General features: G+C 73.7%; 21 protein-coding genes. 14 read left to right on the forward strand and 7 right to left on the reverse strand.

Annotation, left to right across the window (positions count from 1 at the left end; genetic code table 11):
* The first annotated feature begins 5 nt into the window (after positions 1 to 5).
* Together ABT014_RS10255 and ABT014_RS10260 are read left to right on the forward strand one after the other, a co-directional pair.
* Complete coding sequence (locus tag ABT014_RS10255) at positions 6 to 1,121, forward strand: glycoside hydrolase family 26 protein (RefSeq protein ID WP_350638241.1); 1,116 nt, start codon at positions 6 to 8, stop codon at positions 1,119 to 1,121.
* A 142-nt stretch (positions 1,122 to 1,263) separates the two neighbouring features.
* Positions 1,264 to 2,850, forward strand: coding sequence for a glycosyltransferase family protein (locus ABT014_RS10260; protein ID WP_350638242.1), 1,587 nt, complete (start codon positions 1,264 to 1,266; stop codon positions 2,848 to 2,850).
* 62 nt (positions 2,851 to 2,912) lie between these two features.
* Here ABT014_RS10260 and ABT014_RS10265 read toward each other — a convergent pair whose 3' ends face one another.
* The 3 genes from ABT014_RS10265 to coaA form a co-directional block, all read right to left on the reverse strand.
* Positions 2,913 to 4,088, reverse strand: a complete 1,176-nt coding sequence (locus ABT014_RS10265) for a glycoside hydrolase family 26 protein (protein ID WP_350638243.1) — start codon at positions 4,086 to 4,088, stop codon at positions 2,913 to 2,915.
* Positions 4,081 to 5,385, reverse strand: a complete 1,305-nt coding sequence (locus ABT014_RS10270; protein ID WP_350638244.1) for a glycosyltransferase family 2 protein — start codon at positions 5,383 to 5,385, stop codon at positions 4,081 to 4,083. The genes ABT014_RS10265 and ABT014_RS10270 overlap by 8 nt, the downstream gene beginning before the upstream one ends.
* Before the next feature lie 237 nt (positions 5,386 to 5,622).
* Entirely contained in the window at positions 5,623 to 6,615 is a 993-nt protein-coding gene (gene coaA, locus ABT014_RS10275; protein ID WP_350638245.1) for a type I pantothenate kinase, read from the reverse strand.
* Positions 6,616 to 6,715: 100 nt separating this feature from the next.
* Between coaA and glmS the strand changes: the two genes are divergently transcribed.
* A complete protein-coding gene (gene glmS / locus ABT014_RS10280) occupies positions 6,716 to 8,572 on the forward strand; it encodes a glutamine--fructose-6-phosphate transaminase (isomerizing) (RefSeq protein WP_350638246.1) in 1,857 nt (618 codons plus the stop codon).
* A gap of 94 nt (positions 8,573 to 8,666) precedes the next feature.
* Here the strand turns inward: glmS and ABT014_RS10285 are convergent, their stop codons facing one another.
* Complete coding sequence (locus tag ABT014_RS10285; protein ID WP_350638247.1) at positions 8,667 to 9,224, reverse strand: Uma2 family endonuclease; 558 nt, start codon at positions 9,222 to 9,224, stop codon at positions 8,667 to 8,669.
* A 140-nt stretch (positions 9,225 to 9,364) separates the two neighbouring features.
* Here ABT014_RS10285 and ABT014_RS10290 point away from each other — a divergent pair, with 140 nt between their 5' ends.
* The 6 genes from ABT014_RS10290 to ABT014_RS10315 all read left to right on the forward strand — a co-directional run bounded on the left by ABT014_RS10290 (position 9,365) and on the right by ABT014_RS10315 (position 14,857).
* On the forward strand, positions 9,365 to 9,733 hold the full coding sequence (locus ABT014_RS10290; RefSeq protein ID WP_350638248.1) for a holo-ACP synthase: 369 nt from the start codon (positions 9,365 to 9,367) through the stop codon (positions 9,731 to 9,733).
* Positions 9,734 to 9,751: 18 nt separating this feature from the next.
* Positions 9,752 to 11,197: an NAD(P)H-hydrate dehydratase gene (locus tag ABT014_RS10295; protein ID WP_350638249.1), complete on the forward strand. Its 1,446-nt coding sequence runs from the start codon at positions 9,752 to 9,754 to the stop codon at positions 11,195 to 11,197.
* Between the two features lie 202 nt (positions 11,198 to 11,399).
* On the forward strand, positions 11,400 to 12,584 hold the full coding sequence (gene alr / locus ABT014_RS10300; RefSeq protein WP_350638250.1) for an alanine racemase: 1,185 nt from the start codon (positions 11,400 to 11,402) through the stop codon (positions 12,582 to 12,584).
* Positions 12,581 to 13,936, forward strand: a complete 1,356-nt coding sequence (locus ABT014_RS10305; RefSeq protein ID WP_350638251.1) for an alpha/beta fold hydrolase — start codon at positions 12,581 to 12,583, stop codon at positions 13,934 to 13,936. Before alr ends, ABT014_RS10305 begins: the two co-directional genes overlap by 4 nt.
* 90 nt (positions 13,937 to 14,026) lie before the next feature.
* A complete protein-coding gene (gene tsaE, locus ABT014_RS10310; RefSeq protein ID WP_350638252.1) occupies positions 14,027 to 14,530 on the forward strand; it encodes a tRNA (adenosine(37)-N6)-threonylcarbamoyltransferase complex ATPase subunit type 1 TsaE in 504 nt (167 codons plus the stop codon).
* A gap of 105 nt (positions 14,531 to 14,635) precedes the next feature.
* Positions 14,636 to 14,857, forward strand: a complete 222-nt coding sequence (locus ABT014_RS10315; RefSeq protein ID WP_350638253.1) for a hypothetical protein — start codon at positions 14,636 to 14,638, stop codon at positions 14,855 to 14,857.
* A 31-nt stretch (positions 14,858 to 14,888) separates the two neighbouring features.
* Here the strand turns inward: ABT014_RS10315 and ABT014_RS10320 are convergent, their stop codons facing one another.
* Positions 14,889 to 15,491, reverse strand: coding sequence for a hypothetical protein (locus ABT014_RS10320; protein ID WP_350638254.1), 603 nt, complete (start codon positions 15,489 to 15,491; stop codon positions 14,889 to 14,891).
* A 149-nt stretch (positions 15,492 to 15,640) separates the two neighbouring features.
* Here ABT014_RS10320 and tsaB point away from each other — a divergent pair, with 149 nt between their 5' ends.
* Genes tsaB through ABT014_RS10345 form a run of 5 tightly spaced genes read left to right on the forward strand, consistent with a single transcriptional unit; the run spans position 15,641 to position 19,073 of the window.
* Positions 15,641 to 16,294 carry a tRNA (adenosine(37)-N6)-threonylcarbamoyltransferase complex dimerization subunit type 1 TsaB gene (tsaB, locus tag ABT014_RS10325; RefSeq protein WP_350638255.1) on the forward strand — a complete coding sequence of 218 codons (654 nt, stop codon included), beginning with the start codon at positions 15,641 to 15,643 and terminating at the stop codon, positions 16,292 to 16,294.
* A 23-nt stretch (positions 16,295 to 16,317) separates the two neighbouring features.
* Positions 16,318 to 16,800, forward strand: a complete 483-nt coding sequence (rimI, locus tag ABT014_RS10330) for a ribosomal protein S18-alanine N-acetyltransferase (protein ID WP_350638386.1) — start codon at positions 16,318 to 16,320, stop codon at positions 16,798 to 16,800.
* Positions 16,793 to 17,884, forward strand: coding sequence for a tRNA (adenosine(37)-N6)-threonylcarbamoyltransferase complex transferase subunit TsaD (gene tsaD, locus ABT014_RS10335; RefSeq protein WP_350638256.1), 1,092 nt, complete (start codon positions 16,793 to 16,795; stop codon positions 17,882 to 17,884). The genes rimI and tsaD overlap by 8 nt, the downstream gene beginning before the upstream one ends.
* A complete protein-coding gene (locus ABT014_RS10340) occupies positions 17,881 to 18,141 on the forward strand; it encodes a hypothetical protein (RefSeq protein ID WP_350638257.1) in 261 nt (86 codons plus the stop codon). Before tsaD ends, ABT014_RS10340 begins: the two co-directional genes overlap by 4 nt.
* 41 nt (positions 18,142 to 18,182) lie before the next feature.
* Positions 18,183 to 19,073, forward strand: a complete 891-nt coding sequence (locus ABT014_RS10345) for a polysaccharide deacetylase family protein (RefSeq protein ID WP_350638258.1) — start codon at positions 18,183 to 18,185, stop codon at positions 19,071 to 19,073.
* On the opposite strand, the gene ABT014_RS10350 is transcribed toward ABT014_RS10345, so the two are convergent.
* Both ABT014_RS10350 and ABT014_RS10355 read right to left on the reverse strand, forming a co-directional pair.
* Complete coding sequence (locus ABT014_RS10350) at positions 19,049 to 20,227, reverse strand: class I SAM-dependent methyltransferase (protein ID WP_350638259.1); 1,179 nt, start codon at positions 20,225 to 20,227, stop codon at positions 19,049 to 19,051. The genes ABT014_RS10345 and ABT014_RS10350 overlap by 25 nt on opposite strands.
* 56 nt (positions 20,228 to 20,283) lie before the next feature.
* Positions 20,284 to 20,817 carry a hypothetical protein gene (locus tag ABT014_RS10355; RefSeq protein WP_350638260.1) on the reverse strand — a complete coding sequence of 178 codons (534 nt, stop codon included), beginning with the start codon at positions 20,815 to 20,817 and terminating at the stop codon, positions 20,284 to 20,286.
* Positions 20,818 to 21,057: the final 240 nt, after the last annotated feature.

Below are 21,057 nucleotides of genomic sequence, written 5' to 3' on the forward strand. Positions count from 1 at the left end.
CGCCCGTGGTACGTCGCTCGCCGTTCGGACGGCCGGTCCCGCAGCTGCGGATCCGGCGCCCGAGGATCCTGCTCCTGACCGTCCTGGCGCTCGCCCTGGTCAGCGCCCTGGGCTTCGTCGCCGCCGGGTCGGACGACTCGGGCGGCGGAGCGGGGGCGGGGCCGTTCCCGAGCCTGTTCCCCTCGCTGGCGCCGAGGCCGGCCCCGACCGGCACGGCCGTCGCGCAGGTGGACCGCAAGGCGGTCGTCCATCCCGACGGGCTGCTGTTCGGCGTCAGCACGCCGAAGGGTCCCAACCAGGCCGAGACCGACGAGGTGGCCGCGGCGGCCGGCGAACGCCCCACCGTCCAGGAGTACTTCGTCAAGTGGAACGAGGAGTTCGACCCGGACACGGTCGAGCGCTCCTACGAGCTCGGCGCCGTCCCGCTGCTGACCTGGGAACCCTGGGCCGGCGGCGACCAGAACGTCGATCAGCCGCAGTACGCGCTGCGCCGGATCACCAGTGGTGCGCACGACGGCTACCTGACCCGGTTCGCCCAGGGCGTCAAGGCGCAGGGGCAGCCGGTGGTGCTCCGCTTCGCGCACGAGATGAACGCCGACTGGTACCCCTGGGCACAGGGCCGCAACGGCAACCGGGCCGGTGACTACGTCGCGGCCTGGCGCCACGTCCACGACCTCTTCCGGGACGAGGGCGTGACCAACGTGGTCTGGTTCTGGTGCCCCGACGCGGTGGGGGACAGCGAGGCCGACCCGGCCGGCTACTACCCGGGTCACGACTACGTGGACTGGATCGGCACCGATGCCTACAGCACCGGTGACGAGAGCGCCGAGCGCACGCTCCAAGCCACCTACGACGCCCTGACCGCGATCGCCGACAAACCGATCTTCATCGGGGAGACCTCGGTCAAGCCCGGCGAGCACCGCACCGACTGGACCTCGGAGTTGTTCGTCTGGCTGCGCTCCCACCCGAAGGTCATCGGCTTCTGCTGGTTCCAGCACAACAAGGAGGGGCGCGGCCGCTACGACTGGCGGTTCACCACCTCCGCTGATTCGCAGCGGGCCTTCAGCACGGGCCTGGCCACCCAGCGGCTGGCCGACTGGCCGCTGCGCGCCGCCTCCTGACGCGGCACCGGTTCGCACCCGCCGTACCTCCGGGCCGCCCGACCGGTGGTCGAACGCGCGCCCTAGCATGGTGCCCGGCCGGGTACGGCCGATTCCACCGCAGAAGAATGGCAGGGACCCGTTGGCCGGCGTCGGTGTGCAGTTGGGGGAGAGAACCGGCGGTACCGGTCCACGGGCCGACGGCCGCGCGGACGTCGGGGGCGCGGCCGCCGGCCTGCTGCGCCGGCTCCCGCTCGGACTGGTGCTGGTGGTCCAGGTGGTGCTCTCCGCCCGGCTGATCGGCACCACCACGGCCTTCATCGACGAGGGCACCTACATCTACGCCGGCCACCAGGAGTTCGACCACCTGGTGCACGGCGAGAACGTCGCCACCTACGAGACCTTCTTCTCCGGCGTCCCGGTGCTCTACCCGGTACTGGTGGCGCTGGTCGACAAGGCGGCCTCGCTGGAGGGCGCCCGGCTGCTCAGCCTGGCCTTCATGCTGTCCGCCACGGTCGCCGTGCACCTGGTGACCCGGCGGCTCCACGACGGCCGGGCCGCCTTCTTCGCCTCCGCGCTGTTCGTCGCGTTGGGACCGACCCAGTTCCTCGGCGCGTTCGCCACCTACGACGCGATGGCGCTCGCCCTCATGGCGTGGGCGGCGTACGGCGCGGTCCGCTTCGCGTTCGGCGACGGCCGGCGCTACCTGGTCCTCGGGGCGGCCCTGCTGGTGCTGGCCAACTTCACCAAGTACGCCTCGCTGCTGTGGAATCCCGTGATCGTGGGCCTGGCGGTGCTGGCCGGGCCGGGCTACGCGGCCTGGCAGCGCACGCGCTGGCGGAACGGACTCCTGTTCACCGGTGCCTGGGCCCTGATCGCGGCCGGCCCGGCGCTGCTCGCCGGCGAGCTCTACTACCGCGGCTTCGAGAAGACCACGCTGCTGCGCAAGCCCGCCCAGGACACCTATGCCTACGTGGCGGAGGAGGCGGCCGAGTGGGTCGGCGCGCTCGTCCTGCTGGCCCTGGCGGGTGTGGTGGTGGCGTTCCTCGCGGCCCGCGGGCGGGGGCCGGCGGCGCGGGTGCCCGCGTGGCTCGCCCTGGTGCTGCTGCTCGGCGGGATCGCGGCCCCGGTCAACCAGATCCGGATCCACACCTGGCTGTCGCTGCAGAAGCACGTCGACTTCGGGGCCTGGTTCGCCTGCATCGTCGCCGGCGCCCTGCTGGCCCGGACGGTGACGACCGTGGTCCGGGCCGAGCTGATGCCCCGGGCCGCCGTGACCACCCTGGTCGGGGTGCTGGCGCTGGCCCCGATCGGCCTGATCGGTGCCGGCCAGGCGAGCTTCATGATGGGCGCCTGGCCCAACTCGACGCCGATGATCGAGGCGATCCGGCCCTACGTGCACAAGGGCGAGGACGACTACCTGATCGAGGACTACAACGTCGCCGCGTACTACTTCAAGGACGAGAGCAACTGGCAGCAGTGGCACGACCTGGTGGTGGGCACGTACACCGAGCCGGGCACCGGCCGGAAGCTGAGCGGCGTCCCCGCGTTCTCGGCCGCGATCCGGGACCACAAGTACCGGATCATCGTGCTCGACTTCGCCCAGACCCGGGCCACCGACAAGGCCGTCGAACCGGTCGTCAAGGAGGCCGGCTACCAGCTGCTGGCGACCATCCCGACCGACAACACGGCCACCCACGGCGCCTACTACGTCTACCTGTCACCGGAGGCCGCGCAGGCCGGCCGCTGATCCGACGACTGTGCCGGGCCCCGTCGTGCGGGGCCCGGCACAGTCGTTCGTGGGCGCGGCGCTCAGCCCAGGCCGTCCGCCAGCTTGACCTTGCGGATGCCCTCGGAGAAGGCCTGCTGGGCCGCCGGCGTCTCGTCGAACCGCCAGTCGGCCTTGCCGCCCTGGTCGGTGTCGCGCTGGAACCAGATGAAGCCCAGGACGTCCGGCTGCTGGCCGAGCCAGCCGAGGAAGTCCGTGGTCCACTCGGCCTTCAGCGTGGTGTTCGGCTCGCGGCCGGTCTCCGTGATCAGCATCGGCTTCTTGGTGATCCCGCGCAGCACGGAGATGGTCGGGCCGAAGGTCTGCTCGGCCTTGCTCTCGGTCTTGGTGCCGTAGCCGACCATCCCGATCCAGTCGACGTAGTCGTCGCCGGGGTAGAGCTGGGCGAGGTCGACGTTGGGCACCGGGCGCAGGATGTTCGGGCTCCACACCCAGATCACGTTCGCGGCGCCGGCCCGGTCGAAGACGTCGTGCACGTGGCGCCAGGCCTGGACGTACTCGCCCTTCTTGTTGCCGTTCTCCTGTTCCGACCAGGGGTACCAGGTGCCGTTCATCTCGTGGGCGAACCGGATCGCGATCGGCCACTTCTGGTCGGCCACCGCCGCGGCGAACCGCCGCAGGTAGTCGTCGTGCGAGCCGTCGATGATGCTGGCCAGGCTGTACTGCGGCTGGTCGGTGTGGCCGGCCTCCTCGCCCTCCCAGGGCTCCCAGGCGAGCACCGGCAGGGTGCCGTGGTCGTAGGCCTTGCTGACCGCCTTCGGGTCGAAGTCGGCGTTCCAGCGGACGAAGTACTCGGCCATCGTCGGCCGGACGCCGGCGTGGTCGGCGACCTGCTCCAGCTCGGAGGCGGACCAGGGGGCCTCGACCGTGCTGACGCCGAAGTACTTGCCGTCGGGGGAACTGAAGACCGACTTGTCCGGCACCTTCGGGGGCGCCGGTGCGAGCAGCTCGCGGATGCCGGGCACGCCCGCCGGGCGGCCGAGCCCCTGGTACCGCGGGCCGTGCGCCTCGGTGCCGAGCGCGGCGAGCACGCCGTACGAAAGCGCGCCCAGCAGCAGGATGTTGACCACCATCCAGATCCGCAGCCGGATCCCGCTGCCGCGTGACCACCAGTGCAGCTTCTTGCGGTGCCGGCGGGCGACCGTCTGCTGGTCCTGGGCCCGCTCCGTGGTCAGTTGATTCTGGATCGTGTCAGACACTCATCATCACCGCGCCGATCAGCATCGCGCTGCCCAGGAGATAGGGGATGACAACCTTCGGGCTGCGTGCGCGCTCGCCCGCGAAGCTGTCCTTACGGGTGCCCCAGGAGGCGTTGTGGCCCATCCGGAAGAAGCCCAGCAGGCGCACCGGCAGGAGGATGCAGGTGTTGATCACCATGAAGACCGGAAGGTAGATCAGGTCCTGCGCCCGGTAGGCGAAGTGGCGCCCGAACCGGACCGCCACCGACAGCAGCGACATCACCGCCGCCAGGACCAGCACCAGGGCGACCGCCTTCCACTGCGTCACCGGCAGCGGCAGGTCGGAGTAGAGGCTCGGCCCGGTGCGGTGCCAGAGCGCCACGCCCCAGGAGGCGAAGCTGCCCAGCAGCACGAACGGGACGGCTATGTCCACGCTGTAGAACAGCGCCAGCATCTTGGCCCGGCGGAGCATCCAGGGGAGCATCCGCAGGGTGTTGTACTGCGAGCCGCGGGCCCAGCGGTACTGCTGCTTGGCGAGCTTGCGCAGCTCCAGCGGGGCGTCGGTGTAGACCAGGGAGGTGGCCTGGTAGACGGTCTTGTAGCCCTGCTTGAGGGTGTAGTTGGTGAGCGTCCGGTCGTCGCTCACCTCCAGGAAGACTCCGAGGAACTTCTCGCCGAGGAAGTCCTCCATGCAGTCCAGCAGGATCTGCCGGCGGAAGGCGATGGTGCGGCCGGGCAGGCAGCCGACCGTGCCGAGCACGCTCATCGCGGGCAGCGAGTACTGGCAGCGGACGCTCTCCAGCCAGTCGGCCCACCGGGTGAGGATCGACCGCCCGGGGTCGAGGATGCGCTGGCGGGTGGTCACCCCGCCGACCTCGGGGTCACGGAAGGGCTTGACCAGCTCCACCAGCGTGGTGGGGGTCCACATGGTGTCGGAGTCGACCAGGACGGCGATGTCGCCGGTGCAGACCTCGAGGCCGACCCGCAGGGCATTGCGCTTGCCGGGGGTCTCGGTCCACACCCAGTACACGCCGAGCTGGTCGCAGACCGACTCGAGGACCTCGTTCCGCTTGCCGTTGATGACCACCACCATTTCGGTGGGCTGCTGGTCGATGATCCGGTCGAGCACGGTGTGGAAGAGGTCGACCGGCTCGTCCACGACCGGAATGATGACCGAGGTGGTGGCGGCGTGCGGGCGGACCCACGGCTTGTAGCGCCGGGCGAGCGCCAGCCGGACGAACCAGAGCGCCCAGATGGCTGCCATGAAGGCGGCGAAGGGGTAGATGGCTCCGACCGTCCACCATTGCCTGATTTCCAACAAGAAGGCGAGCATCTGGGGTAGTCCGTCATCCGTTTCATCTCTGGCCTGCGGCGCGCGGGCCCATCGATGATATGGCCTGCCGAGATGGTGAAGATTCCGGCATTTCCGGCATAGCGGATATGCCGCCCGTCCCCGCCGCCCATCGGAACCGAGTCGTGATGCTGACCGTAAATCAGCTCCGCTTTTTCATTTGTTTACCCCCCCTTGGTCGACCGTGCGGAATTCCGGAAGGGGTCAGAGCTTGCGCAGCAGGGCGCGGCGGACCTTGTGGTCGCCGCCCTTCTGGAGCACCAGGGTGGCCCGGCCGCGGGTGGGCAGCACGTTCTCGACCAGGTTGGGGCGGTTGATGGTGCGCCAGACCTGGCGGCCGTACTCCAGCGCCTCCTCCTCCGGCACCTCGGTGAACCGGCGGAAGTAGGAGTTCGGGTCCTGGAAGGCGGTGTCCCGCAGCTTCTTGAACCGCGACAGGTACCAGCTCTCGATGTCGTCGGTGCGGGCGTCGACGTAGATCGAGAAGTCGAAGTAGTCGGCCACCGCGAGGCGGGTGCGGCCGTCGGTGCCGGGCAGCGCCGGCTGGAGGACGTTCAGGCCCTCGACGATCAGGATGTCCGGGCGCTCCACCGTCAGCCGCTCGTCCGGCACGATGTCGTACACCAGGTGCGAGTAGACCGGCGCCGAGACGCGCTCCTTGCCGGCCTTCACGTCCGCCACGAAGCGCATCAGCGCCCGGCGGTCGTACGACTCGGGGAAGCCCTTACGGGCCATCAGGCCGCGCCGGCGCAGCTCGGCGTTGGGCAGCAGGAAGCCGTCGGTGGTGACCAGTTCGACCCGCGGGTGCTCCGGCCAGCGGGCCAGCAGGGCCTTCAGCAGGCGGGCGGTGGTCGACTTGCCGACCGCCACCGAGCCGGCCACCCCGATCACGAACGGGGTCCGGACCCGCTCGGTGTCGGCGACGTCCAGGAAGGTGCCGACGGCGCCGCGCAGTTCGTGGGTGGCGTGGATGTAGAGGTTCAGCAGTCGCGACAGCGGCAGGTAGACGTCCCGCACCTCGTCCAGGTCCAGGGCGGTGCCGAGGCCGCGCAGCCGCTCCACCTCCTCGGCGGTCAGCGGCAGCGGCGTCCGTTCGCGCAGGGCGCTCCACTCCGCCCGGTCCAGGTCGACGTACGGCGACGGCGTGGGCGTGGCGGCGGCGCCCCGGGTACAGAGTTCGGTCAGCACGTGGTCCATTGTGGGCCGTGCCGGGCCGGGCGGGTGCTGTGGTGTCGGTCACCCGCCAGGCGGGCCACCGTGAACCTGGGGGAACGGATGCCCGCATATGCTGGCGCACATGTGCGGAATTGTTGGATATGTGGGCCCCCAGCAGGCCCTGGACGTAGTGATCGCAGGTCTGCAGCGGCTGGAGTACCGCGGGTACGACTCGGCCGGTGTGGCGGTGCAGACGCAGGGCTCCGACGGGCAGTGGAGCCTCGTGACGGACAAGCGGGCGGGCAAGCTCGTCAACCTCCAGAAGTCGCTGGCCGAGACCCCTCTCGCGGCCGGCACCACGGGCATCGGCCACACCCGCTGGGCCACCCACGGCGGCCCGACGGACGCCAACGCCCACCCCCACCTGGACGACGCCGAGCGGGTCGCGGTGGTCCACAACGGCATCATCGAGAACTTCGCGCAGCTGCGCGCGGCGATCGCCGAGCGCGGCCACACCCTGCGCTCGGAGACCGACACCGAGGTCGTCGCCCACCTGCTCGGCGAGGCGTACGACGGCGACCTGGCCGAGGCCATGCGCGTGGTCTGCCGCCAGCTCGACGGCGCCTTCACCCTGGTCGCGGTGCACGCGGACGCCCCGGACGTGGTGGTCGGCGCCCGCCGCAACTCGCCGCTGGTGGTCGGCCGCGGCCAGGGCGAGAACTTCCTCGCCTCGGACGTCGCCGCGTTCATCGCCCACACCCGCGAGGCGATCGAGCTCGGCCAGGACCAGGTGGTCGAGCTGCGCCACGGCGCGGTGACCGTCACCAACTTCGACGGCACCCCCGCCGAGGTCCGCGAGTACCACGTGGACTGGGACGCCTCCGCCGCCGAGAAGGGCGGCTACGACTACTTCATGCTCAAGGAGATCGCCGAGCAGCCGAAGGCCGTCGCCGACACCCTCCTCGGCCGGATCGGCACCGACGGCCGGCTCCACCTGGACGAGCTGCGGATCCCCGACCAGGTGCTGCGCGAGGTCGACAAGGTCGTCATCGTGGCCTGCGGCACCGCCTTCCACGCGGGCATGATCGCCAAGTACGCGATCGAGCACTGGACCCGGGTCCCCTGCGAGGTCGAGGTCGCCTCCGAGTTCCGCTACCGGGACCCGATCATGGACGACCGGACCCTGGTGATCGCCATCTCGCAGTCCGGCGAGACCATGGACACCCTGATGGCGCTGCGGCACGCCCGCGAGCAGGGCGCCAAGGTGCTGGCGATCTGCAACACCAACGGCTCGACCATCCCGCGCGAGTCCGACGCGGTGCTCTACACCCACGCCGGCCCCGAGGTCGCGGTCGCCTCCACCAAGGCGTTCCTGACCCAGCTGGTGGCCTGCTACCTGGTCGCGCTGTACCTGGGCCAGGTGCGCGGCACCAAGTGGGGCGACGAGATCTCCGCGGTCATCCAGGAGCTCTCGGACGCGCCCAAGCAGGTCGAGCAGGTCCTGGAGACCATGGAGCCGGTGCGGGCCCTGGCCCGTTCGCTGGCCGACGCCAAGTCGGTGCTCTTCCTCGGCCGCCACGTCGGCTTCCCGGTCGCCCTGGAGGGTGCGCTCAAGCTCAAGGAGCTGGCGTACATGCACGCCGAGGGCTTCGCGGCCGGCGAGCTCAAGCACGGCCCGATCGCGCTGATCGAGGAGGGGCTGCCGGTCGTGGTGGTCGTGCCCTCGCCGCGCGGGCGCTCGATCCTGCACGACAAGATCGTCTCCAACATCCAGGAGATCCGGGCCCGCGGTGCCCGCACCATCGTGATCGCGGAGGAGGGCGACGAGGCGGTCGTCCCGTACGCCGACCACCTGATCCGCATCCCGGTCACCCCGGTGCTGCTGCAGCCGCTGGTCGCGACCGTCCCGCTGCAGGTCTTCGCCTGCGAGCTGGCCACGGCCAAGGGCCACGAGGTGGACCAGCCGCGCAACCTGGCGAAGTCCGTCACGGTCGAGTAGTCGAGCGGACGACCCGTAGGGCCGGGTGGGGCCCGTCGCGATCGCTCGCGGCGGGCCCCACCGCTGCGTCCGCACGGGGCCGGTGGGCGGCCGGTCAGCGCAGCGCGGCGGTGTCCAACGGGAACGAGAACGGCGCCGGCAGGTCGAGCGGCTTGCCGAACGGGACCTCGACGTGGGCGGTGTAGTCCCCGCCGGCCGGGTCGGTGCAGAGCGTCGCGTGCGCCTCGTCGCGGTCGATCAGCAGGTAGCAGGGGATGCCGGCGGCGGCGTAGCCGAGGCGCTTGGCCGCGCGGTCCTTGCCCGGGTTGGTCGAGGTGATCTCGAAGACCAGCAGGACCCCGGCCGGATCCGCCCAGGACTCGGAGGACTCGAAGTGGCGCACCGGGCTGACCGTGCCGTCGGGGATGAACCTGCCCCCGGGGGTCACGAGGCCCTTGGTGCCCGAGAGGTCCAGGTCGAGCGCGGCGTGACGCATGAACTGCCGGTTGACCAGGGCGAACGCGGTCTCGTGCGACCCGTCCGGTGGTGGGCGCACGACGATCTCCCCTTCGATCAGCTCGGTCTTGAAGCCGGCCGGGGTGTCCAGCTCCAGGAACGCCCTGAGGAGATCGTCCCCGGGCAACGGGTGCTCGACGGCCGGCGTGGCGACCATGGCCCTTCTCCCTCCTGCCGGGGATTGCTGCGCAACACGGTAGGTGTACGGACCGGGGCAGGCGGGCGATCGGAGGGGTTCTCACCCGGAAGTGTGCCGTAAGGTCCGGGCCACGGACGGTTGCGACGGAGGAGTTCAGCGTGATCATCGGGGTCGGGATCGACGTGGCGGCCATCGACCGGTTCGAGGCGTCCCTGGAGCGCACGCCGCAGCTGGCGGACCGCCTGTTCACCGCGGCCGAGCTGACGCTGCCCTCGGGGCAGCGCCGCGGGATCGCCTCGCTGGCGGCCCGGTTCGCCGCGAAGGAGGCGCTGGCCAAGGCGCTCGGCGCGCCGGCCGGCCTGCGCTGGACCGACGCCGAGGTGCACACCGAGCCCTCCGGCCGGCCGGTGCTGCGGGTCACCGGGACGGTGGCGGCCCGGGCGGCCGCGCTGGGCGTCCGGTCGTGGCACGTGTCGCTCAGTCATGATGCGGGCGTAGCGTCGGCGGTGGTGATCGCCGAAGGCTGAGCCCCGGGAGGCAGCGAGATGCGCCACGCACACACCGTCGAGCAGGTCCGAGCGGCCGAGGCCGAACTGATGGCCCGGCTGCCCGCGGGCACGCTGATGCAGCGGGCCGCCACCGGCCTCGCCGCGATCTGCGCGGGCCTGCTGCCCCGCGTCTACGGCGGCCGGGTGCTGGTGCTGGCCGGCAGCGGCGACAACGGCGGCGACGCGCTGTACGCCGGCGCCCGGCTGGCCCGGCGCGGGGCGCGGGTGCGGGCCGTCCTGCTGTCACCGGAGCGGGTGCACGCGGACGGGCTGGCCGCGCTGCGGGCCGCCGGCGGGCGGGTGACCGAGGACCGGACCGAGTTCGAGCGGGCCGACCTGGTGCTGGACGGCATCGTCGGGATCGGCGGCCGCGGCGGGCTGCGGCCCGAGGCGCAGCCGTACGCCACGATGGCCCGGCGCGGGCCGGTGGTCGCGGTGGACGTGCCGAGCGGGGTGGACGCCGGCACCGGGGAGGTCGACGGCGTCGCGCTGCGGGCGGACGTCACGGTCTGCTTCGGCACCCACAAGCCCGGCCTGCTGATCGACCCGGGCGCCTCGTACGCCGGGGTGGTGCACCTGGTGGACATCGGGCTGGCGCTGCCCGAGGCGGCGGTCACGGCGCTCCAGCACGCGGACGTGGCCGCGCTGCTGCCCCGGCCGTCGGCGGAGAGCGACAAGTACCGGCGCGGGGTGGTCGGCATCGCGGCCGGCTCCGCGCGCTACCCCGGTGCGGCGGTGCTCGCCGTGGCGGGCGCGCTGCGCGGCAGCGCGGGCGCCGTGCGGTACGCCGGGACGGCGGTCGAGGAGGTGGTCCGGCGGTTCCCCGAGACGCTGGTCAGCACCGGCGGACCGGCGGACGCCGGACGGGTGCAGGCCTGGGTGGTCGGGCCGGGCGGCGGGGACGGCGCCGCCGACGCGCTCGCCCAGGCGCTCGCCACCGACGTGCCGGTACTGGTGGACGCCGACGGCCTGACCGAGCTGGCCCGGCTCGGGCCGACCGCGCTGGCCGGCCGGTCGGCGCCGGTGCTGCTCACCCCGCACACCGGCGAGGCGGCCCGGCTGCTCGCCGGGGCGGACGGCGGGGCGCCCCCGGCCGCGGACGCGCTCGCCGCGGCGCGGCTGGCGACCGCCCGGCGGCTGGCGGCGGCGTACGGCGCGACCGTGCTGCTCAAGGGCTCGACCACGGTGGTCGCGGACCCGGCCGGCCCGGCCCGGGTGAACGCCACCGGCACCCCCTGGCTCGCCACGGCGGGCAGCGGCGACGTCCTCTCCGGCCTGGCCGGCTCCCTCCTCGCGACCGGCCTCACCCCCTTCGACGCCGCCTCCGTCGCCGCCTACCTCCACGGCCTGGCCGGCCGCACCGCCTCCCAAGGCGACACCCCGACCACCGCCCTGGCCATCGCCACCGCCCTCCACCCCGCCTGGCGAGCCACCCAACCCTGACCCCGGCCACCTCAGGGGCGCGGGGAACTGCGCGGCCCCGGCAGCCCACCTCCCGTCCCGTCCCCACCGCGCCCGGTGGCACCCCGCCCCGCCGCGTCCCGCCGGAACCCCGCCGCCCCCGCGGAGCGTCTTCGCAGGTCCGGCCCCCACCCCCGCGGGCCGTTCACGGGGCACCGGCGGCCGTCTGGGAGACTGATACGCGATGACAACTGCGAACACCACCGGTACGGCCGTCCTCGCGCAGGGGGCGCGAGCCGAGGCGACCATCGATCTGGCCGCCCTGCGGGCCAACCTGGCCGCACTGCGCGCCCGGACGGACGGCCCCGCGCTGATGGCCGTGGTCAAGGCGGACGCCTACGGCCACGGCGCCGTGCGGTGCGCCCAGGAGGCCGTCGCGGCGGGCATCGGCTGGCTCGGCGCGGCCATGCCGGAGGAGGCGCTCGCGCTGCGCGCCGCCGGGATCGGCCCCGAGCAGGCCCGGATCCTGTGCTGGCTGTGGACGCCGGGCGGCCCCTGGCAGCAGGCCCTGTGCGCCGCCGTCGACGTCTCGGTGAGCGCGCGCTGGGCGCTGGACGAGCTGGTGGCGGCGGTCCGGGAGACCGGTGTGCCGGGCCGGGTGCACCTGAAGGCCGACACCGGCCTGGGCCGCAACGGCTGCCAGCCGCACGACTGGCCGGACCTGGTGGCCGCCGCGCTGCGGGCGCAGGCCGAGGGCCTGATCGAGGTGGTCGGTCTGTGGTCGCACTTCGCGGCCGCCGACGAGCCGGGCCACCCGTCGATCCAGGCCCAGCTGGACTCCTTCGAGACCGCCCTGGCGTACGCCGAGCGGGCCGGGGTGCGCCCCGAGGTGCGGCACCTGGCCAACTCGCCGGCCACCCTGCTGCTGCCGGCCTCGCACTACGACCTGGTCCGCACCGGCCTGGCGATGTACGGGCTGTCGCCGGTGCCCGAGGTGGGCACCCCGGCCGACTTCGGGCTGCGTCCGGTGATGTCGCTGACCGCCCGGCTGGCCCTGGTGAAGACCGTCCCCGGCGGCCACGGCGTCAGCTACGGCCACCACTACACGACCTCGGGTCCGACCACCCTGGGCCTGGTGCCGGTCGGCTACGCGGACGGCATCCCGCGGCACGCCAGCGGGACCGGGCCGGTGCTGATCGGCGGCAAGTGGCGGACGGTGGCCGGCCGGGTGGCGATGGACCAGTTCGTGGTCGACCTCGGCGGCGACACCCCGGTGGTGGGCGAGGAGGTCCTGCTGTTCGGCACCGGCGAGCACGGCGAGCCGACCGCCGAGGACTGGGGCCGGGCCTGCGGCACCATCTCGTACGAGATCATCACCCGGATCGGCGCCCGGGTACCGCGCCGCTACGTGGGTAGCACCTCCTCATGACCGAGCCCGGCGCGAGCAGCAACCCGGTGGCCGCGGTGGCCAAGGCCGCCGGATCGGCCTCGGCCGGGGTGAGCCGGGCCGGGCTGATCGGCATCTCGCTGGGCGTGGTGGCCGCCGGGGCGGCGGCCGGCGTCGCGGTGGAGCGGTTGACGGTGGGCCGGTCGATGCGCCGCCGGGCCCGCGCGGAGCTGGACGCGGCCGCCCCGTTCGGTTCGCTGCGCGGCCGCCCGCGCACCGTCCCCGCACCGGACGGCACCGAGCTGTACGTGGAGCTGGACGGCGCGGGCTGGCCGGACCCGGTCCAGGTGGTGCCCGAGGAGGGCCCGGCGACCCGGCGCGGCTGGTTCGCCCGGCGGCGCGGGGAGGGGCCGGTCGACCGCACCGGGCTGCCCGGCCTGCTGGCCGGTTCGGGCGCGCTGGTGCGGGCGGGCAGCCGCCGGAGCTTCGGGCCGGCGTCCGGCCCGGCGGCGCCGCCGCTCACCGTGGTCTTCTGCCACGGCTACTGCCTCAGCCAGGACAGCTGGCACTTCCAGCGGGCGGTGCTCCGCGAGGACCTGCGGCTGGTGTTCTGGGACCAGCGCAGCCACGGCCGCTCCGAGCGCTCCCGCTCGTACCTGGCGGGCGAGCCCGCCTCGATCGACCAGCTCGGCGCCGACCTCAAGGCGGTGCTGGACGCGGTGGTGCCCGAGGGCCCGATCGTGCTGGTCGGTCACTCGATGGGCGGAATGACCGTGATGGCGCTGGCCGAGCAGCACCCCGAGCTGTTCCGGGACCGGGTGGCCGGGGTCGCGCTGGTGGGCACCCTGGCGGGCGACTGGGACTCGGTGACCTTCGGACTGCCGCTGGTCGGCGCCCGGCTGATGCGCCGGGTCGCGCCCGGGGTGGTGCGGCTGCTGGGCCGCCAGGTCGAGCTGGTGGAGGCGACCAGGCGCTTCGGCGCGGACGTGGCGAGCGTGTTCTACCGGCGGTTCTCCTTCGGCGGCAAGGACGTCGACCCGTCGGTGGCCCGGTTCGCCGAGCAGCTGCTGGACGCCACCCCGATCGACGTGGTGGCCGAGTTCTACCCGGCGTTCTCCGCGCACGAGAAGACGGCCGCCCTCGCTGCGCTGGAGGGCGTCCCGACCCTGGTGCTGGCCGGCACCAAGGACCTGCTCACCCCGCCGGAGCACAGCGAGGCGATCGCGGCGGCGCTGCCCGGCGCCGATCTGGTGCTCGTGCCGGACGCCGGCCATCTGGTGATGCTGGAGCGCCCCGAGGTGGTCGACCGGGAGCTCGCCGCACTGCTGCGCCGGGCCACCGACCACGCGCACGCGGCGCCGCTGCCGGAGGGCGTCCGCAGCCTGCTCGACTGAGCGGTGCGTGCGGCCGCCGCGCGGTGTGGCACCGTAGCGGGAGCCGCCGTCGCAGGGCGGCGCACCCGGACGAGAGGCACCGCACGCGCCATGGGCACCCAGACCACCGTCACCGTCGCCACCCCCGAGCGGATGAACCGGCTCGGGCGGGACCTGGCCGGCCTGCTCAGGCCCGGCGACCTGGTCCTGCTCTCGGGTGAACTGGGCGCCGGCAAGACCACCCTGACCCGGGGCCTGGGGGTTGGCCTCCAGGTGCGCGGCGCGGTCACCTCGCCGACCTTCGTGATCGCCCGGGTGCACCCCTCGCTGGTCGGCGGCCCGGCACTGGTGCACGTGGACGCGTACCGGCTCGGCGGCGGGCTGGACGAGATGGAGGACCTCGACCTGGACGTGTCGCTGCCGGAGTCGGTGGTGGTGGTCGAGTGGGGCGAGGGCAAGGTCGAGGACCTCTCGGAGGACCGGCTGGAGGTGCGGATCGAGCGGGCCCTCGGCGGCAGCACCATCACCGAGGACGGCGACCCGCGCGCGGTCACCCTCACGGGGCTCGGCGGCCGGTGGGACGGGGTGGACCTCGCCCGCCTGGGTGAGGAGTAGCGGAGTTTCCCGACAGGCTGTCGGCAAGGTGTTGCGGGCGGGCCGCCGGGCGTGATGGGATGGTTCCGCTGTGGTTAGGTATGCCTAACTGGGGAGCCTCCCGCCATGACGAGCACCATGACGAGCACCACGAGCACCACGACCATCAGGGGCACCGCCCCCGCCGCGGAGCCCGCACCCGCGGCCGTGCCGATGAGCACGCTGCTGGCCGCCTGCGCGGCCGCCGCCGCGGTCTCCACCCCGCCGGAACGCCGGCCCGCCGCCGACGGACGTCCCGCCTGCGCCGAGGCCCCGGCCGCGCGGCCGGCACACCCCCGCGCGGCCTGAGCCGCCACCCGGCCCCGAGCCGGGGCCGTGCTCAGGGGATGACGACCACGGTGGTGCCGGTCGGCGCGAAGTCCCACAGCAGCTGGCCGTCGGCCCGGCCGGAGCGGATCCCGCCGGTCTTGGCGTTCGGGTCGGTCGAGGCGGCCGCGGAGGCCGAGGCGGACGGGACGGCGCCGGGCGAGGCACTGCCGGCACCCTGGTCGATCGCCGCGCTGAAACCGAAGACCGCACCCTGCTGCGAGAACCGCACCACGTGCTCGATCTTCCGGCCGTCGGTGCCCGTGCCGGCCGCCGTGCGGCTGTACACCGGGTAGCTGCCCACCGGCGGCGAGACCGAGCCGGGGACCACCGCGAACGACGCCGTGACCTGCGGGTTCTTGCGCGGGTCGACCAGCCAGACCTGCTTGGCGCCGAGCGAGTAGACCACCCGCAGCCCGGTGCCCGAGTTGGCCGGCAGCGGGGGCGCCGGCGGCACGGTCGGCTGCGGCGAGGTGAGCGGGGCGACCGGCGGCACGTACCCGGCCGCGAGCGCCCGGTCCTGGGCCCCGCTCGCCTGGAAGGCCAGCAGGCCGATCGTGGCCATCGCCCCCAGCGTGAGACCGGTGACCACCAGCCCAGCACCCAGCTTCGCCACGTCTGCTCCCACTGCTCGCCAGGGACGGGTAACACGGCCCATCGTGCCAGGTCCGGCCGGGCTTTTCGGATCGATCCGATCGCGTGTTCCACGCCGCGGGCCCACCTCGAACGGACGGCCCACCCGGTGGACCCTCTAACCTTGGACCCGTGCTGCTGCTTGCGTTCGACACCGCCACCCCCGCCGTCACGGCCGCCGTCCACGACGGTACGACCGTCCTCGCCGAGTCGTACCAGGTGGACGCCCGGCGCCACGGCGAGCTGCTCCTCCCGACCATCGACGAGGTGCTGCGCACCGCGGGCGTGGACAAGCGCCGGCTGACCGGCATCGCGGTCGGCGTCGGCCCCGGCCCGTACACCGGACTGCGGGTCGGGCTGGTCACCGCCGCCGCGCTCGGCCACGCGCTCGACCTGCCCGTGCACGGGGTCTGCACCCTGGACGCGATCGCCCACCAGGCCCGCACCGAGGGGCTGACCGGCCCGTTCACCGCGGCCACCGACGCCCGGCGCAAGGAGGTCTACTGGGCCTCCTACGACGCGGACGGCACCCGGGTCGCCGGGCCCTCGGTGGACCGCCCGGCCGAACTCACCCCCGAGGCGCAGGCCGTCGGCGCGGGCGCGCTGCTCTACCCGGACGCCTTCCCCGGCGCCCGCGGCCCCGAGCACGTCTCGGCCGGGGCGCTGGCCGGCTTCGCCGTCGCCGAACTCGCGGCCGGCCGCGAGCTGCTGCCCAACGTGCCGCTCTACCTGCGCCGCCCGGACGCCCAGGTGCCGGCCGGGTACAAGGCGGTGCTCCCGGCGTGAGCTCCGCCGTCAGCCTGCGGCCGATGCGCTGGTGGGACATCGAACCGGTGATGGCACTGGAGCTGCGGCTGTTCCCCGAGGACGCCTGGTCGCCCGCCATGTACTGGTCCGAGCTGGCCGACGCGCACCCCGGCGGCACCAGGCACTACACCGTCGCCACCGCCGCCGACGGCTCCGTGGTCGGCTACGCGGGCCTGATGGCGGTCGGCGTCGAGGGCGACGTCCAGACCATCGCGGTGGCCCCGGGCCACCAGGGCGCCGGCCTCGGGGCGGTGCTGCTCACCGACCTGGTCGAGGAGTCCGCCCGGCGCGGCTGCACCGAACTGCTGCTGGAGGTCCGGGTGGACAACCTGCGCGCGCAGCGGCTGTACGAGCGCTTCGGCTTCCAGCCGGTGGGCGTCCGTCGCGGCTACTACCAGCCCGCCAACGTCGACGCGCTGGTGATGCGCCTCGACCACCCCTCGCACGAACCGAAGCACGATTCGAAGGACCCCGATCATGGCTGACGAACCGCTCGTCCTCGGCATCGAGACCTCCTGCGACGAGACCGGGGTCGGCATCGTCCGGGGCACCACCCTGCTCGCCGACGCGGTCGCCTCCAGCGTCAACGACCACGCCCGCTTCGGCGGCGTCGTCCCGGAGATCGCCAGCCGGGCGCACCTGGAGGCGATGATCCCGACCATCCAGCGGGCGCTGGACACCGCCGGGGTCAAGGCCACCGACCTGGACGGCATCGCCGTCACCGCCGGCCCGGGCCTGGCCGGCGCGCTGCTGGTCGGCGTCAGCGCCGCCAAGGCGTACGCCTGGGCGCTGGACAAGCCGCTGTACGGGGTCAACCACCTCGCCTCGCACATCTGCGTGGACCAGCTGGAGCACGGCCGGCTGCCCGAGCCGACGATGGCGCTGCTGGTCTCCGGCGGGCACTCCTCGCTGCTGCTCAGCTCGGACATCACGACCGACGTCCGCCCGCTCGGCGCCACCATCGACGACGCGGCCGGCGAGGCCTTCGACAAGGTCGCCCGGGTGCTCGGCCTGGGCTTCCCGGGCGGCCCGGTGGTCGACCGCGCCGCCCGCGAGGGCGACCCGAAGGCGATCGCCTTCCCGCGCGGCCTGAGCAACGCCAACGACCCGGCCTACGACTTCTCCTTCTCCGGGCTCAAGACCGCCGTCGCCCGCTGGGTCGAGGCGCGCCGCCGGGCCGGCGAGGAGGTGCCGATCGCCGACGTCTCCGCCTCCTTCCAGGAGGCCGTCACCGACGTGCTCACCCGCAAGGCCGTGCGGGCCTGCAAGGACAGCGGTGTCGACCACCTGATGATCGGCGGCGGCGTGGCCGCCAACTCCCGGCTGCGCGAGATGGCGCAGCAGCGCTGCGACAAGGCCGGCATCGTGCTCCGGGTGCCGCGCCCGGGCCTGTGCACCGACAACGGGGCGATGGTGGCCGCGCTCGGCTCCGAGATGGTCTGGCGCAACCGGGCGGCCTCCTCCTTCGACCTGTCGGCGGACTCCTCGCTGCCGGTCACCGAGGTCTCGGTGCCCGGCGCCGGCCACGGTGACGTCCACGCGCACGCCCACCAGGCGCTGACCCGGTGACCGTCGCCGCGATGTGGGAGGCCCGGGCCGCCGAGGGCCGGGCCGCCGAGCTGGCGGCCTGGGTGCTGGCCGAGGCGCTGCCCGCGCTGCGCGCGGCGGCCGGGCTGGAGCGGGCCGAGCTGCTGACGGCCTCGGGCGACCGGGTCCTGCTGATCAGCTGGTGGACCGACGGGCCCGGGCCGGTGCCCGAGGCCCCGGCCGGGCTGCTCTCCAGGCCGGTGCACCGGTGGTCGTTCACCCGTCAACACGTCGAGTAGCGTTCATTCCTGAGAGTTCGCTGAACGACGGGGGAGCAGGGGTGAAGAGGACGTACGTCCTGGCGGTGCTGGCTGTGCTGGCGTTGGTGAGCGGGTGCGACTCGGGGGCGGGCCAGGGGGCGGCCAGCCTGTCCACGCCCGGTGGCGGCACCCCGTCCGGTGGCCCGGGCTCCTCGTCCGGGGCTCCGTCCGGCGGCGCACCGACCGGCCCGGGGGCCGTCCCGCCCGCGGGCGCGGGCTGGGCCAAGTGGGGGCTGACCGCGCTGCCGCCGGCCCCGCCCGCGCCGGCCGACAAGCCGATCAAGCTGACCAGGACCGGGCCGGTGCCGGTGTTCAGCGAGGTGCCGACGCACGACAAGGTCGTCTTCGTCACCCTCGACGACGGGGCCGAGAAGGACCCGAAGTTCGTCCAGATGCTGACCGACCTCAAGGTGCCGGTCTCGATGTTCCTGACCCGCGACATCGTCAAGGACGACTACGGCTACTTCAAGCCGCTCCAGGCGCTCGGCAACCAGATCCACAACCACACCGTGGACCACCCGGTGATGAGCAAGCTGGCGCCGGACAAGCTGCACAGCGAGGTCTGCGACGCGCAGTCCGCCCTCACCCAGCAGTACGGCACCGCCCCGCTGCTGTTCCGCCCGCCGTACGGCGACGGCGCCAACACCGCCGCGCTCAACACCGCCGTCCAGCAGTGCGGTCCGCGCGGGATCGTGCTCTGGCGCGAGTCGATGCAGATCCACGACATGCAGTACCAGGCCGCCGACAAGAAGCTGCGGCCCGGCGACATCATCCTGGCGCACTTCCGCGGGCCCAAGGACCTCAAGGGCGAGAGCATGACCGCGATGTTCGGCGAACTGCTCGCCCGGATCCAGGAGCAGGGCTTCGCGGTGGCCCGGCTGGAGGACTACGTCCAGCCGCCGACCGGCTGACCGAGCATCATCAGCGGCCCGTCGTCGGTCCGGCAGAGGATCACCGTCAGCGTGTTCGGCCCGGCCGGCCGCAGCTGCCGGCGCAGCTCGTCCGGGACCACCGACACCCCCCGCTTCTTGATCACGACGGTGCCGACGGCGCGCTCGCGCACCAGCGCCTTGAGCGCCTTCGGCTTGTAGGGCAGCACGTCGGTCAGCTCGAAGGCGTGCGCGTACGGGGTCGGCACCAGCCGGTCGGCGGTCAGGTAGGCGATCATCGGGTGGATCAGCCGGGCGCCGATCCGCCCGGCCACCTCGGCCACCAGGTGGGCCCGGATCACCGCGCCGTCCGGCTCGTAGAGGTAGCGCCCGACCGGGCCCGCCGCCGGGTCGGGCAGCCGGCCGCCGGTCAGGCTGTGGTCCCCGGGCAGCAGGGTGGCCCGGTGCGGCTCGGCGGCGCCGGTGCCGAACCACAGCACCGCCTCCTTCACCTCGCCGTGGTCCGAGACCCACTCCGCCTCCGCGCCCGGCGGCACCAGCTCGTGCGGGATGCCCGGGGCCACCTTGAGCGCTCCGAACGGGGTGCGGCGGGCCGCCTCGACGGCCCAGGACAGCGGCGGCGAGTACCCCTCCGGGTCGAAGACCCGCCCGCGCTCGGTGCGCCGGGCCGGGTCGGTGAAGACCGCGTCGAAGCCGCTCACGTCGATCTCGGCGACGTCCGCGCAGCGCACCTCGATCAGATCGGCCAGGCCCAGCGCCGCCGCGTTCGCCTCGGCCACCGCGCAGGTCAGCGCGGAGCGGTCGACCGCCAGCACCGCGATCCCGGCCCGGGCCAGCGCGATCGCGTCGCCGCCGATCCCGCAGCACAGGTCCGCCAGCCGCCGCACCCCGAGTGCGGCGAACCGCTCGGCCCGCCACTCGGCCACGCTGCGCCGGGTGGCCTGCTCCACGCCGTCCGGGGTGAAGTACATGAGGTCGGCGTCCGGGCCGAACTTCGCCCGGGCCCGCTGCCGCAGCCGGGCCTGCTCGAAGGCCGCCCGGACGAGTTCGGCCGGGTACTCCCGGCGCAGCCGGGTGGCCAGCGCGAGCTCCTCCGCCTGGGTGAACTCGCGCAGTTCGGTCAGCAGGGCCCGGCCCTGGTCGGTCAGCAGCGCCCGGAACGATTCGATCTCCACCGCCCCATTGTCGGCGATCACGCGTCGGCGATCACGCCGGGCCGGGGCGCGCGGCGTCAGTTCGGCGGCACCTCGCGGCAGCTGCCGTCGGCGTCGCAGGCGGTGCAGCTCCCGCCGCTGTGGCAGTAGGTGTGCGGCGCCGGTACCGGGCCGACCGCGGGCGGCCCGGGGCGGGCGGCCCAGAGCGCGAGCACCGTCACCAGCAGCACGGTCAGCAGGACGCCCTGGACGGCGGCCGCGGCCCGGCGCCCGCGCAGGCCGAGCACCAGCGCGCTCACGCCCAGCACGGCGGCGGTGGCGGCGGCGATCAGCAGCGGGGCGTGCTCGGAGCGCTGCGTCGGGGCGGGGCCGCCGGAGGCCGGCGGGTCGACCCAGGGGAACGGGTGGCCGATCGCGGCCAGCACCAGCAGCAGCGCCGCCAGGCCGGCCAGCCAGACGTCCAGCGCCAGCACCAGCAGGCCGACCGCGAGCCGCCCGGTCGGTGCCGGCCGGGGCGCGGCGGGCAGTGGTGCGGGCCGGGCGCCGCCGGTCGACGCGGCGTCAGGTCCGTTGCCGCCGTGGTGTGGTGGGATCGGGTCGGATGCGGGCACCCCCGCAGTCTGCCCGCCGTCCGGCCGGGTGCACATGAGTACGGAAGCTCAGTCGGATTCGAACGCCAGGCCGCGCCGTTGGCACTCTGGTTGACTGAGTGCTAACCGGCGCCTAAGGTCATTCCTGGCACTCTCCCCAGGGTGAGTGCTAACGCGATGGAGCATGTCTGACCCCCGCGACGGCAGACCTGCGGACATCGCCACCTACCTGTTAGACAACCCCGTAATCTCCGAAGGGGA

The organism is Kitasatospora sp. NPDC094015, assembly GCF_040304075.1.
GTDB lineage: Bacteria > Actinomycetota > Actinomycetes > Streptomycetales > Streptomycetaceae > Kitasatospora.

What these genes read in the sequence shown, in the direction of transcription:
- tsaD (WP_350638256.1), top strand. Translation starts at nt 16,793, where the DNA reads ATGGCTGACGAACCGCTCGTCCTCGGCATCGAGACCTCCTGCGACGAG.
- glmS (WP_350638246.1), top strand. Translation starts at nt 6,716, where the DNA reads ATGTGCGGAATTGTTGGATATGTGGGCCCCCAGCAGGCCCTGGACGTA.
- alr (WP_350638250.1), top strand. Translation starts at nt 11,400, where the DNA reads ATGACAACTGCGAACACCACCGGTACGGCCGTCCTCGCGCAGGGGGCG.
- ABT014_RS10315 (WP_350638253.1), top strand. Translation starts at nt 14,636, where the DNA reads ATGACGAGCACCATGACGAGCACCACGAGCACCACGACCATCAGGGGC.
- tsaE (WP_350638252.1), top strand. Translation starts at nt 14,027, where the DNA reads ATGGGCACCCAGACCACCGTCACCGTCGCCACCCCCGAGCGGATGAAC.
- coaA (WP_350638245.1), bottom strand. Translation starts at nt 6,615, where the DNA reads ATGGACCACGTGCTGACCGAACTCTGTACCCGGGGCGCCGCCGCCACG.
- ABT014_RS10295 (WP_350638249.1), top strand. Translation starts at nt 9,752, where the DNA reads ATGCGCCACGCACACACCGTCGAGCAGGTCCGAGCGGCCGAGGCCGAA.
- ABT014_RS10305 (WP_350638251.1), top strand. Translation starts at nt 12,581, where the DNA reads ATGACCGAGCCCGGCGCGAGCAGCAACCCGGTGGCCGCGGTGGCCAAG.
- ABT014_RS10285 (WP_350638247.1), bottom strand. Translation starts at nt 9,224, where the DNA reads ATGGTCGCCACGCCGGCCGTCGAGCACCCGTTGCCCGGGGACGATCTC.
- rimI (WP_350638386.1), top strand. Translation starts at nt 16,318, where the DNA reads ATGCGCTGGTGGGACATCGAACCGGTGATGGCACTGGAGCTGCGGCTG.